Source organism: Methylovulum sp. (assembly GCF_028687615.1).
In the GTDB taxonomy this organism is placed as follows: Bacteria; Pseudomonadota; Gammaproteobacteria; order Methylococcales; family Methylomonadaceae; genus Methylovulum.
The window spans coordinates 198,248-211,000 of the sequence record NZ_JAQTZU010000001.1 but is presented as its reverse complement, the minus strand read 5'-3'; the positions used below and the strand labels follow the sequence as shown (position 1 = coordinate 211,000).

Below are 12,753 nucleotides of genomic sequence, written 5' to 3'. Positions count from 1 at the left end.
TCCCATCAAAACACAGTTACTTGATGACATGCCAGTGCAACAAGCCGATTGCTTGCCGTACTGGCAGGGTCGATGGTGCAAACCAAGCCAAAACCATAGTCAGCGCCAACAGCGATAATGACGCGGTAAGATTTTGGTAATGGCATAGCTTCAGCGCGGTGCCAAACGATTTTTTCATGCGTTTATTTTTTAAATCGACACTGTACAGCTCATCCAACAATAAATGGACAATAAAACCGAAAGCAATAAACAAGCCATTCAACCACGCCTGCATCACAGTCCAATGCAGGAAATAATACGAAATACAACTTGCCAGCAAAGCAAAAAACACCGCCGCCAACAGCGAATGAAAAACGCCCCGATGCTCGGTAAAATGGTTGAACAACGCGAACAGGCCATAGCGCACGGTGACATAGGCAACTGCCGCGCCGCTTAACACCCAATAAGAATCATGTCGATGCTGCAAAAGTTCAGCGGTTGCCGACACCGCCAGCAAGGCCAGCACGTTGAACAATAAACGTACTGGTCTAGAATTACCAGCATCAATATCCGGTAACAAACCACCGACCATTCCTAAAAACACTAGCCAGAGGGTTTGGTCATAAGAAATCAACTGCATTTTAACGGCTACGCCGGCAGCCGCCAGGCTGGCTAAAGCAGCAACAGAAACATGGGTTTTAAAATTAGCCATAATTATTGATTGATTGGATGTATTGATTGTCCCATAAGTTCGCGCACAGTAGGGTGAGGTTACTGTGCCCGAATTTATGGGACAATTAATTCACAAATACCGTAACAATTCATTGGTCACATAATCGTTGCCAATTATACTAGGCGGCATTTGCAGACATACTTTTAATCCTAAAAAACTCATGGCAACCTCATTGACCACTTCCCCTTTAACTTGTTTTAAAGCCTACGATATTCGCGGGCGATTGCCTGATGAACTCAATGCCGACATTGCCTACCGCATTGGCCGCGCGTTTGCCGAAAAAATCCGGCCTAAATCGGTCATCGTGGGCCGCGACATCCGCCTGTCCAGCGATGAAATGGCGGCGGCGGTCACGCAGGGTTTGCTGGATGCCGGTGTCGATGTGTACGACATTGGTTTGTGCGGAACCGAAGAGGTGTATTTTGCCACGTTTGCCTATCAGGACAATGGCAAGGCAATGGACGGTGGCATCATGGTCACCGCCAGCCATAACCCTAAAGATTACAATGGCATGAAGCTGGTACGCGAGGACAGCAAACCAGTGAGCGGCGACACGGGTTTGAACGACATCAAACAACTGGCTGAAACCAATACATTCGGCGCACCCAGCACAACACGAGGACAGGTCAAACACATTGCGACGGGCGAAGCCTACATCCAGCATCTGCTCAGTTACCTGGGCACTGAACCGTTAAAGCCGCTAAAAATCGTCGTCAATGCCGGCAACGGTGCGGCGGGCCACGTCATTGACTGGCTGGAAGCAGCATTACCCACCCTTAGCTTCATCAAAATCCACCATGAACCGGACGGGCATTTCCCCAACGGTATCCCGAATCCTCTGTTGCCTGAAAACCGCGCCGGCACCATTGCCGCGATCACTGAAAACCACGCGGATTTAGGCATCGCCTGGGATGGCGATTTTGACCGTTGTTTCCTGTTTGATGAAACAGGGCGTTTTATCGAAGGTTATTACATTGTCGGCCTACTCGCCGCCGCCTTTTTAAAACTAAATCCGGGTGCAAAAATCGTCCACGATCCACGCTTGACCTGGAACACCATCGACATCATCGAAAGTCTGGGCGGCAATGCCATCCAAAGCAAGACCGGACATGCCTTCATCAAAGAACGGATGCGTAGCGAAGATGCCGTGTACGGCGGCGAAATGAGCGCACACCATTATTTCCGCAATTTTGCCTACTGCGACAGCGGCATGATCCCGTGGTTGCTAGTGGTGGCCTTAATGAGTGATAGCGGCAAAACTTTATCACAACTGGTTGACGAACGGTTGCGCCTGTTTCCTGCCAGCGGTGAGATCAACCGCGTCATTAGCGATCCCGCCGCCGTACTTGCACAAATCCGGCAACAGTATCAGAATGATGCGTTAGCGATTGATTTCACAGATGGTTTAAGCATGGAGTTTACTGATTGGCGGTTTAACTTGCGTTGTTCAAACACAGAACCGCTAGTGCGCTTGAATGTGGAATCCCGTGGTGACGAAGCTTTGATGCAGGCAAAAACCCAAGAATTATTGGCATTACTGGCTGGGCAAACGGACGTTTTATAACTAATCTCCGGTAAAGTAGACGGCCACCATGAGTTGAAGGCTATTTTACCCACCACTTAACAACAAAAAGGGGAAGAATTATGAGTATATTGGATGAAATACGGCAAAGAGCGGCGGAAAAAAAGCAAGCCCAACATCAACAAAGCTTGCTTGATAAAAAACTGGAACAGACTTACCAAAAAGAACTTTTGCCTAAAATGCAGCTTCTTTATGACAGCCTGAAAGAACTGGTTGAATATCTGAATTTTCTTGAAGAACCCATGCCCGTAAGCCACTATTCTAATCATTACCCGCAATTTGGCAGGCTTTATCAGAAAAACTATAAAATCAATACTGATGGGCGCATGGGTATGGCTGATTTTCAACGGATGATGCAAATCAACATCAGTTTTTATTGTGAAGCGGAAGGCAGCTTTAGCTATGGATTGTCTTCCAAGTCTTTAATAGATAAAGAATATAATTTCCTGTTTGAACATGGTTTGCGTTTCCAGCAAAAACAACAGCACACCGACCGGGCCATGTTTGTTGTCGAGAGAAAAATTCCGGTACGGTTTCAAGTTTTGGTGGACTATGCGTCATCAAAATTAAAAATCACTATTTTTAATCATGAAAATTTTCAGACCTTCCAAAAAAGTTTTTTCCCGGAACAACTCGATGATGAATTTCTGAATATGTTCCTCAGTTATTTTATGCGCCGGGATAACCGTATCGTCGTCCCCGATATTTCCGAAGAAGAAAAAGCGGTGATTTTGAAGCATATCGCCCCTTTCTACGCGGAACAAAGAAACGCACGCCCCGACCTTTTCGAAGCCGTCCTTGAAAAACGGGCGAACTTAATCACCGATCCGGTAAAAAAGATTTTTACCCGGTTTAATAAACTGTAACCACCCCAAAATGACAGTTTCTTTATGCCTATTGCAGGCCATCAAAACCATCGGCTTCATTTAGCCGTAACCCACCCGACTGCCATAAAATCGCCTTAAAAAAGATAAGCCCGTTTTTAAGGTCATGCCAGGGCAGTTTTAGTAGCCCCTGACTCTTCGTCGACTACCCGCTCGTAACAATACCGCTGATTAAACACGCAGTTGGACAGCCATGTCAGGCATTGCTTTATCTTAAAACTGTAGTATACCGATTGCATCGCAAGCTTGGGTCTTAGCCCAACTGGCACTGTTATAAGAAATTTCCCGGTACTGCATCTTGAGCGGAATTTATGTAATATTACAATCCCGGTTTCATAAGAACGTGTTTTAAAAGCGTCGCGAGTGGTTTGATTGCAAGGCGCACGGAGCGGAAAAACCGGAGTGTACTGGAGTACATGAAGATTTTGAGCACCGCGCAACGCCGCAATCGAACCGCGTAGCAACTTTTAAAACACGTTCTAAGTGCTTGCTAAAAAAAGCGTAGCTGGGCATTCCATTTTCTATGCAAGCACTTATGAAACAATTAACATTGTCGTCCACTTTAACCCATCGAGCTACTGAGCCCTAAATGAATAAAGCGATTGTTTTAACAGGCATCACCACCACCGGAACCCCACATCTAGGCAATTATGTCGGCGCGATACGCCCGGCGATTGCCGCCAGTAAAAACCCCAACGTGATGCCGTTTTATTTTCTGGCTGACTACCATGCCTTGATTAAATGCACTGATCCAGAAAAAGTCAGGCAATCCAGCTTGGAAATAGCCGCGACTTGGCTGGCGTTGGGTTTGGATACCGCCAACGCCGTGTTTTACCGCCAGTCCGATGTACCGGAAATTCTTGAATTATCGTGGATGCTGGCTTGTGTCGCGTCCAAGGGCTTGATGAACCGAGCCCATGCTTACAAAGCCGCCGTCGCCGATAATGAACACAACAGCGAAAACGATCCCGACAAAGGCATTACGATGGGCTTGTTCAGTTATCCGGTACTGATGGCCGCCGATATTTTGATGTTTAACGCCCACCAAGTCCCGGTCGGCAAGGATCAAATCCAGCATATTGAAATGGCCCGTGACATGGCGGCACGTTTTAACCATATCTACGGCGAGCATTTTGTGTTGCCGGAAGCCTTGCTGGAAGAACACGGCGCGGTCTTGTCCGGTCTGGATGGGCGCAAGATGAGCAAAAGCTATAACAACACCATCCCGCTATTCGAGCCTGAGCAAAAACTGCGGAAACTGATCAATAAAATCAAGACCAATTCCTTACCACCCGGGGAGCCTAAAGACACCGAGGACTGTATCCTGTTCAGCGTTTATCAGGCGTTTGCGACACCGCACGAAGTGACGCATATCCGCCAGCGTTACGCCGAAGGCATCGCTTGGGGCGAGATGAAACAAGTGTTGTTCGAGCACATTAACAACCAAATCACACCGGCACGGGAACGTTACGAAGCCCTGCTCCAGGCTCCCGAACATATCGAAGAACAATTACAAGAAGGGGCGCGGAAAGCCCGTGACATCAGCATCCCTTTCATGCAAAAACTGCGTAAAGCCGTGGGAATATCCAGAATTTCCTAGTGACTGATTGCCGGTGGGCGACCACTACGCAACGTGTTTAAAAGACGTCGCCTTGCAATTGACGGCTATCGTTTTTTGCAAATTCCCAGTGAATCGGGAAGCCCCTGGTCTCCGGCCCCTATCCGTCGGTGGCTTTCATTTGGCGGATAGAACCTGGATACGGATGGAAACGTGAGAAACATCAAGAAAAAACTCAAATTTACCGACTGGTTACAACAATCGCTGTGGTTTATCAAACTGCGCCCGTGGGTGTGGTTTGGTTATAGTGGATTGGTAGGGATGGTGCTGGTCTTGGGTAAAATCTCCCTGGCACTGGGCGTTTTTGCGGCAGTGGCAAGTTTGTTTGTGGGTGTGGGCGTCGCTAAATACATCGACATGAAAGCCAGTTCAGACACGCCGGTCGGTTTTGCCTGGGCGGTCAACAAAAGCCTGCCATTGGCGGTCCTGGCGGCGGGCAGCATAGTCGTGTGCTGGTTTGTGTTTATGCTGGTAGCCAGCCTGCTGTCCGGGGAATATTACAAAATCCCGCAATTCTTTTTTCACTGGGAATTCACCCCTGAAAACCTCAACCGGGAGACGACGCGGGACGTGGTGGGCTGGATGTATTCTTACGCCAATGTCACGCTGATTTTCACGCTGTTGATGCTGACGAGCTTCGTTGGCTGGTTCAGCCACCCGTTGATGTTATTTAAAAACACCCGTTGGAGCGAGGCCAAAGAACAGAGTGATTACGCCGTTTCAAGAAACCAGGGGGCGATGTATAAAATGCTGGGCTTTGTATTTTTGGAAGCGGTTTTATGCTCAACCTTGACACCATTGCTGACTCCGGTTTTGTACATGCTGGTGTCAACGTTGATGTATGTGTCTTATAAAAGTATTTTTGAAGCGGAAGCGGATGTCGAGGTTTAATTTTTTACTTGCAAACTTTGTCAAATCCGGCACGGCGGCTTTAAGCCGCCGTGCCTTTGCCTGGATTTAGACCACCCAAAAATCCGCCTGTGTGATGGCCAAACCTTTGCCGATAAGACTTATCAATACCGCCACGCTCGCGCCATTGCCGTCGGCATCATAGAACAGGCCACCGGAAACGGTGTTGTAAAGGATGTGGTCGTCGCCATCGACGCTGTTGCCGTTGCCGATGATTTTAAAGGCGGTCTCGGCTAGCACGCCTGTTGAGGTCAAGGCGGTAAAAATGCCGTTTTCCAGTTTGATGGTGTCGTCGGCGACGTTAAAGTCGGCGATGGTGTCTTTGTTGTTGATTCCCAGGGCCGTATTAAAACCAAAAGCATCTTGCCCTAATCCGCCCGTCAGCACGTCGTTGCCTAGACCGCCAAGTAAGGTGTCGTTACCCTTACCACCTATCAAAACATTGCCCAAGGCATTGCCAATTAAAATATCATTAAAACCACTGCCGTTGACGTTTTCAAAATTGCTCAGGGTGTCTATACCCGCTCCAAACGTGTTTTGGGCAACCGCCAAGCCTAAATTTACCGCCACTCCCGCCGTGGCAGCCCAGTATTGCGCCCAGTCACTGCCATTGCCGCCATCCAGGACATCATTGCCCAGCCCGCCCAACAGACTGTCATTGCCGTCGCCGCCACTGAGTTTGTCATCACCCGTCTGGCCAAATAGGGCGTTGCCTAATGCGTTACCCGTTAAGGTGTCGTTAAAGCCGCTACCGACGATATTTTCAATATTGCCCAAGGTGTCTAACCCCGCCCCGACAGTGTTTTGCGCAGCGGTCAAGCCAAGATTCACCGTCACACCTGCGCCAGCCGTCCAATAATGGGCAGTGTCGATGCCATTGCCGCCATCCAGGACATCATTGCCATCGCCACCGAGCAAGCCGTCATTACCGTCATCGCCACGGAGGGTATCGTTGCCATTGCCGCCAGAAAGTGAATTAGCAAAAGCATTGCCGGTTAAGGTGTCATTGAAACCACTGCCGCTGATATTTTCGATGTTGCCCAAGGTGTCTAATCCCGCACCCAAGGTATTTTGTGCTGCAGTCACCTCCAAGCTAACAGCCACACCTGATGTAGCTGTCCAATACTGTGCCGTATCCACACCATTACCACCATCAATGACATCATTACCCGAATCCCCACGTAAACTGTCATTGCCGCCTTGACCATTAAGCGTATCATTGCCCGCCAATCCGTAGATGATATTGGCAGACTCATTTCCAGTAAGGTTGTTATCCAGCGCATTACCACCTGCAATCAGCGCACCGGCGAGTAAAGCCAAATTTTCCACATTGGCAACCCAGGTATAATTTACTGAACTGAAAACGGTATCGTTGCCCTCATTAAGGCGTTCATGCACCACATCACCCACACTATCGACCCAATATGAATCATCTCCGACACCACCATCCATAAAGTCATTCCCTAGCCCGCCATCCAACGTGTCGTAACCGGAATCAGTAAAAATCCAATCATCTCCTGACAATCCGTTTACAGTCAAATCACTGGAAAAGTAATCATAGTTATATATCACATCATTACTGTCAGTCCCTTGGCTTGACCAATTCCAGGTAACGCCGTCACTGAATTGTAACTGGTCGTATTGATAGTTCCATGATGGAAAACGATACCACCCCGCATCATCCAACCCCTCCCAGGTAAAATAGTTCTGGATGGTTATTATTTGACTACTACCAAAGGTCAACAATAAATCTTCACAGATGGAGCCATTTCTAACGCTGCTGACTTGAGTTATCGCCGTTGAAGCAATGTCAGTAAACTTAATAATGTCAATGCTTATGTCATATTCGATCCATCCATGGATACCCATAACAGGGGAACTACGAAAAGTAGCATCCTGAATAATATCCCGACCATCGTTTTTAGCAATAAGATAGGTGTCCGCTCCAATACCACCTTCCATATAATCATTACCTATCCCACCATTTAGCGTATCGTTGCCGCTGTAGCCGTAAAGCCTATCATTCCCCGCCAAACCGGATAAAAAGTCATTGATTTCATTGTAGCCATATAAGATGTCATTGCCGCTGGTTGGTTTCGGCAAGGCTTTCAGCCCAATATCCGCCCAACGCCACGTCACGCCGTCGCTAAATTGAAACTGATCGGTATGGAAATTGGTGTAAGAGAAATAGTTCAGGATCGTGATTTGGGCATTATCACCATAGGTCAACCGTAAATTATCCGAGGCACCATAGTATTCCTGGCTGCTGACCCGGCTGACTTGAGTAACAGCAGTTGAAGCAACGTCAGTAAATTTATAAATATCGATATTGTCGTCCCATTCGTAAATGTAGGTGAAATGTAGGTAATAATTAACTTCTTGAACAACATCCTGACCGTCGCTTTTTGCAAAGAGATAGATGTCAGCTCCATTATTACCTTCTAAATAGTCATTACCTGTCCCACCGTTCAAGGTATCATTGCCACCAAAAGCATAAAGCTTATCATCACCGGCCAGACCATTTAGCACATCATTTTCATCATCATAACCGTACAGGATGTCATTGCCATCGGTAGGTACTTGAAAGGCTTTCTGCTTGATATCAGCCCAATTCCAAGTTACTGCATCGTTGAATTGGAACTGCTCAATACGGGGGGCGGAGTTAAAATACCCTAAAACCGTCACTTGACTGCTTCCATAGGTCAACCGCAAGTCAAGGCCATCACCAACCCTATAAACTTTAGTAATAGCCGTTGAAGCGATATCGGTAAATTTAACAACATCTGCACCGCCTTCGTCGTCAATGGTATCTTGACCATCGTTTTTAGCAATCAGGTAAGTGTCGTTTCCTAAGCCTCCAGCCATATAGTCAGTATCTATACCGCCGTTCAACGTGTCATTGCCATCGCCACCCCAAATAGAATCATTCCCCCCCAAGCCATTCAGCTTATCATTGCCTCCATATCCATAAATAAAATCACCTAGATTAGTGCCGTTATAGGAATTGTCTTTATCATCGCCGTAATAAGTTGCCATGTTAATCACCGTAAATAATGTTATGTAACCAGAAGGTTAACCCTCATTGCCTTCTTGATTGCGTTTTACTGGGTTGACTGATTGTTAGTATTGGGTGTGTTCGTTTTAGCTGACTGACCCGGCGAACATGCTTTTTCGCCAACAACCGGATGAAATACTGCTTTGGCGGTGGCTACATCTTTTGTAATTGCCGCCCCTTATTTCCCAATACATTTGGTTGGAGATGCCCCCAAGATTTTACTGACATCCGACTATCCTACGCCAAGTTGAATAGGTATTTGGAATTGTCGTATCATCAATATCATGTGGTTTCTTATACGCTTAATTTTCTAGCACTTCAACTGAGGGTTTAGGTAGGTTGTTTCTGCGTTATTTGTTGAAGCCTTCTGGCAATAGCATTTGCAGTCAATATCGGGAACACCTATTCGACAAAACGGCTATGGTGATATTTTCATTTGGAAAAGTGGAGGGCAACCACTACAAATCGAGTTTTAATGGGTAGGAAATAGGTATAAAAATATCCATTCCACTGCGCTTATGATGGATAGGCTATGTCACCGTTAATTATGGAAGCCTTAAACGACGCGGCTTTGAGAGAAAACTACAATCCGCATGAAATAAGGCTTTCATGGCCGCCTAATAAAACTAAGGCAAGAATTTATGAATTAATACAGACCACCTAAAGTTGTAATCCCCCAACCCTTTGGAGGCTTGGATCATGAAAATTGTTTACGCTGTAAAAAAAATCATTTGGGCTGTGGCATTGTTGATGTCGTTTTCTGTGCACGCAGGGCCTGTTGAGGACGCGCTCAACGCGATTGAATCAGAATGGGCAAAAATTTATTACCAAGTGCCTGAAAAAGAAAAAGGCCCGGCCTACGCACTGTTGTTGGAAAAAGCCGTCAAGCTTTGCAAGCAATATCCGAAAGAAGCGGGGGCGATTTTTTGGCAGGCGGTCATCAAGGCCAGTTATGCCGACCATCAAAATCCGGTTTCAGCTTTGGGTGCAGTGCATGAAGTGCGGGATTTGTTAAACCAGGCTATTGAAATCAATCCCGGCACTATGGGCGGTTCGGCATATGTGGTGCTGGGTACGCTATATCACTTGGCACCCGCTTGGCCCATCGCATTTGGTGATGATGATGAAGCGGAGAAGATGTTTCAAACGGCGTTGAAAATTAGTCCGAACGGCATCGACAGCAATTTTTATTACGGTCAATTTTTGCTGGATAAAGGCAATAAGGACCAAGCCATACATCATTTTGAACGCGCGAGCACGGCACCGGTCCGTCCCGAACAAGTTTTTGCCGACACCCAGCTTGAGGAGGAGGCAAAACTCGCGCTCAAAAATACTGGCGGCGAAACGATGAAGCGTAAAAAAGAACTGTTTTCGTCTTTGGCTTCACCAGCCAAGTAAAAATAACGATCTCTAGCGATTCACTGTTCTACGGATGAAGCGTTTCTGCTAAGATAACGGTTTTATTAAAATCTATTTCTGGTACTTATTATGACTTTTGTAGTCACTGAAAATTGTATTAAATGTAAATTTACTGACTGTGTCGATGTTTGCCCGGTCGATTGTTTCCATGCCGGCCCCAACTTTCTGGTCATTGATCCTGATGAGTGCATAGATTGCACCTTGTGCGAACCTGAATGCCCTGCCAACGCCATTTTCGCGGAAGATGAAGTGCCTGAAGGCCAGGAGCAATTTATACAATTGAATGCCGATTTGTCCAAAATTTGGCCGGGCATCACGGAAGTCCAGCCTGCGTTACCGGATGCGGATGAATGGAACGGTAAAGAAGGCAAATTGGATTTGCTGGAAAGATAGCGTTGCCAAATGGAGTTGCCCAAATAGCGTTGCCCAAATAATAATCATGCTACTGGCGGTGTCGCATCGTTAGTGGCATTTTTTATCAAAACGGCTGCTAGGATAAATTGCCCGTTTCGTTAGCCTGTTTGAAACGGTTTTTTTCCATTATGCCCATAATGCCAAAAGCCAAATGTGACAGCCCTGTGTATAGAAAAAACAACGCTAAGCCATCATCAATGGCAATTGTGTTGGCTTCACCATAAAATTCGATTGATCCAATCAGTAGAATCAGAAAGAATCCCACCAAAATCATGGTTTGAAAATTTTTAACCAGTCAACAATAAGCAACAATTGCTAGTTCAAGCAAGCCCAGATAAACAATAGCCATACGTCAGTTGTTGTCCAGGACGCCATATAAATCCTCATTAAAATCAAAAAAACGGTAACTGTCAGATATTGACAAAGAACAAAGTGTGACCAATACGATGACGGCGACATAAAAATTAATTGCCACCAAAAATTTGCAGCATAGGCTAAGTTTGGACATCATCCCTTTCATCGTGATGTTTATTAAAAAAGAACCCTCCAGTAGGCAACGTAGGAGGGTTTATAGAGGAGGATGGGAGTATTCTTAATCTATCAGTGCTGATTAAGAAGGCAATACGAACTAAACGGATTTTGGACAGATAACGGATTTACAATCCGACATAAACCACCAACTTTAAGTCTCAGTTTAATTGCAGAAAACCGCTTGTCAATTTATATGTGTACAAAACATGTACAAAACTCATTTGCCAATATTAAGTAAGCTTTTAAAATAGGCTGAAACCAGAAAACATAGGATCGTCTACAACAGACGCCCTTACATTTATCAATGACCACGGATAAACAAGGAAACAACGATGAAAATACTGATAACTGGCGGAACGGGTTTCATTGGTTCGGCCCTTGCCCGGAGTTTATACGATCAAAATTATGATGTTACGGTATTAAGCCGCAAGCCGGAATCGGTTGAAAATATTGGCAGGGCCGGCATCCATGCCCTGGGTGATTTGAGGCAACTAAAACCTAACCAGTCTTATCAAATCATCATAAATTTGGCGGGTGCGCCCATTTTCGATAGCCGTTGGACAAACGAGCAAAAAAAACTTATCAGAAACAGCCGCATTCAATTGACTGAAAATCTCGTCGCTTGTATCGCGGGTATGGACGTTAAGCCGGAATTGCTTATCAGCGGCTCGGCTATCGGTTACTACGGCAGCCAAGGGGATACCGAATTGACCGAAGACTCTGTTGTAAGCGAGGATTTTTCACAGCAGCTTTGTCACGATTGGGAACAGGCGGCGCTTCAAGCCGGGCATTACGGGGTCAGGGTGTGTTTGGTCAGGACGGGATTGGTCATCGCCAATGGCGGCGGCTTGTTGCAACGTCTCTTGTTGCCGTTTCGGCTAGGTCTAGGTGGGCGTCTAGGCGATGGCCACCAATGGATGTCGTGGATTCACCGGCAAGATTGGATAGCCATCGCCCAAGCCATGATCAAAGATGCCACTATGCACGGTGCATATAATGCCACTGCACCAAATCCTGTCACAAATAGCGAATTTACGTCAACGTTAGCCGCTTGTTTACACCGTCCAGCCCTTTTTCCACTGCCTGCAAGTTTATTGAAAGCCTTGCTGGGCGAAATGTCAGAACTGCTGTTGGGAAGCCAGCGGGTCATACCCAAACGCCTTCTGGACCAAGGGTTTGAGTTTCAGTATGGCAAGCTTGACCAGGCCTTGAAACAATCTTTAGATCATGAATAAGCTGTCGATTAATCCAACAAAATTATTGCCGGGCAAATGGACTGCCGTACATCCCGTCAACCAAGAAAAACATTTTCTGGTCAGCCGTCTTATCCCCGTCTTATCAGAGACGGACAGGAAGTGATTGCTGCCTGTGTCATTGAAGCGGCCATCAATCACCGAGAGTAGTAAATTGATTGGGAGTCATTGAAATACCGTGCATTTTGGCAATCTGGCTGGTTGTTAGAAAAGTTTTATAAAGGGTATATTGGATCATTTTGGCTTGCACAATTGCTTGCCATCGACTATTGTTTTAGTTCGTATTAATTATTTGGTGAAGTGATTAGTAAATAGGAATAATTATTGCATTTATTTTTTTTAGAGATCATTGTAAAATCGAGTTATTTGACTGCAT

10 protein-coding genes are annotated in these 12,753 nt (G+C 46.2%); 8 read left to right on the top strand and 2 right to left on the bottom strand.

Annotated features, from left to right (window positions below):
- Positions 1 to 16 precede the first annotated feature (16 nt).
- A complete protein-coding gene (locus PHH59_RS01050; RefSeq protein WP_300009835.1) occupies positions 17 to 691 on the bottom strand; it encodes a metal-dependent hydrolase in 675 nt (224 codons plus the stop codon).
- A 181-nt stretch (positions 692 to 872) separates the two neighbouring features.
- On the opposite strand from PHH59_RS01050, the gene PHH59_RS01045 reads away from it, so the two are divergent.
- The 4 genes from PHH59_RS01045 to PHH59_RS01030 all read left to right on the top strand — a co-directional run bounded on the left by PHH59_RS01045 (position 873) and on the right by PHH59_RS01030 (position 5,687).
- A complete protein-coding gene (locus PHH59_RS01045; protein WP_300009832.1) occupies positions 873 to 2,276 on the top strand; it encodes a phosphomannomutase in 1,404 nt (467 codons plus the stop codon).
- Positions 2,277 to 2,356: 80 nt separating this feature from the next.
- Positions 2,357 to 3,160, top strand: coding sequence for a hypothetical protein (locus tag PHH59_RS01040; protein WP_300009830.1), 804 nt, complete (start codon positions 2,357 to 2,359; stop codon positions 3,158 to 3,160).
- Positions 3,161 to 3,767: 607 nt separating this feature from the next.
- On the top strand, positions 3,768 to 4,778 hold the full coding sequence (locus tag PHH59_RS01035; protein WP_300009827.1) for a tryptophan--tRNA ligase: 1,011 nt from the start codon (positions 3,768 to 3,770) through the stop codon (positions 4,776 to 4,778).
- 171 nt (positions 4,779 to 4,949) lie between these two features.
- The gene (locus tag PHH59_RS01030; RefSeq protein ID WP_300009824.1) at positions 4,950 to 5,687 is read left to right on the top strand and encodes a hypothetical protein; all 738 of its coding nucleotides are present in this window, start codon (positions 4,950 to 4,952) and stop codon (positions 5,685 to 5,687) included.
- 66 nt (positions 5,688 to 5,753) lie between these two features.
- Here PHH59_RS01030 and PHH59_RS01025 read toward each other — a convergent pair whose 3' ends face one another.
- Positions 5,754 to 8,741, bottom strand: coding sequence for a calcium-binding protein (locus tag PHH59_RS01025; protein WP_300009821.1), 2,988 nt, complete (start codon positions 8,739 to 8,741; stop codon positions 5,754 to 5,756).
- A 718-nt stretch (positions 8,742 to 9,459) separates the two neighbouring features.
- On the opposite strand from PHH59_RS01025, the gene PHH59_RS01020 reads away from it, so the two are divergent.
- The 4 genes from PHH59_RS01020 to PHH59_RS01005 all read left to right on the top strand — a co-directional run bounded on the left by PHH59_RS01020 (position 9,460) and on the right by PHH59_RS01005 (position 12,483).
- Positions 9,460 to 10,158 (top strand): hypothetical protein, encoded by a 699-nt coding sequence (locus PHH59_RS01020; protein ID WP_300009818.1) that lies wholly within the window; start codon positions 9,460 to 9,462, stop codon positions 10,156 to 10,158.
- Positions 10,159 to 10,248: 90 nt separating this feature from the next.
- On the top strand, positions 10,249 to 10,572 hold the full coding sequence (fdxA, locus tag PHH59_RS01015) for a ferredoxin FdxA (RefSeq protein ID WP_300009815.1): 324 nt from the start codon (positions 10,249 to 10,251) through the stop codon (positions 10,570 to 10,572).
- Positions 10,573 to 11,456: 884 nt separating this feature from the next.
- Positions 11,457 to 12,359 carry a TIGR01777 family oxidoreductase gene (locus tag PHH59_RS01010; protein WP_300009812.1) on the top strand — a complete coding sequence of 301 codons (903 nt, stop codon included), beginning with the start codon at positions 11,457 to 11,459 and terminating at the stop codon, positions 12,357 to 12,359.
- Positions 12,352 to 12,483: a TIGR02450 family Trp-rich protein gene (locus tag PHH59_RS01005; RefSeq protein WP_300009809.1), complete on the top strand. Its 132-nt coding sequence runs from the start codon at positions 12,352 to 12,354 to the stop codon at positions 12,481 to 12,483. Before PHH59_RS01010 ends, PHH59_RS01005 begins: the two co-directional genes overlap by 8 nt.
- The last annotated feature ends 270 nt before the right edge of the window (positions 12,484 to 12,753 follow it).

Bases quoted from the DNA above. Each gene is read 5' to 3' on its own strand.
- PHH59_RS01035 (WP_300009827.1), top strand. From the start codon at position 3,768: ATGAATAAAGCGATTGTTTTAACAGGCATCACCACCACCGGAACCCCA.
- PHH59_RS01050 (WP_300009835.1), bottom strand. From the start codon at position 691: ATGGCTAATTTTAAAACCCATGTTTCTGTTGCTGCTTTAGCCAGCCTG.
- PHH59_RS01005 (WP_300009809.1), top strand. From the start codon at position 12,352: ATGAATAAGCTGTCGATTAATCCAACAAAATTATTGCCGGGCAAATGG.
- PHH59_RS01010 (WP_300009812.1), top strand. From the start codon at position 11,457: ATGAAAATACTGATAACTGGCGGAACGGGTTTCATTGGTTCGGCCCTT.
- PHH59_RS01020 (WP_300009818.1), top strand. From the start codon at position 9,460: ATGAAAATTGTTTACGCTGTAAAAAAAATCATTTGGGCTGTGGCATTG.
- PHH59_RS01040 (WP_300009830.1), top strand. From the start codon at position 2,357: ATGAGTATATTGGATGAAATACGGCAAAGAGCGGCGGAAAAAAAGCAA.
- PHH59_RS01045 (WP_300009832.1), top strand. From the start codon at position 873: ATGGCAACCTCATTGACCACTTCCCCTTTAACTTGTTTTAAAGCCTAC.
- PHH59_RS01025 (WP_300009821.1), bottom strand. From the start codon at position 8,741: ATGGCAACTTATTACGGCGATGATAAAGACAATTCCTATAACGGCACT.
- fdxA (WP_300009815.1), top strand. From the start codon at position 10,249: ATGACTTTTGTAGTCACTGAAAATTGTATTAAATGTAAATTTACTGAC.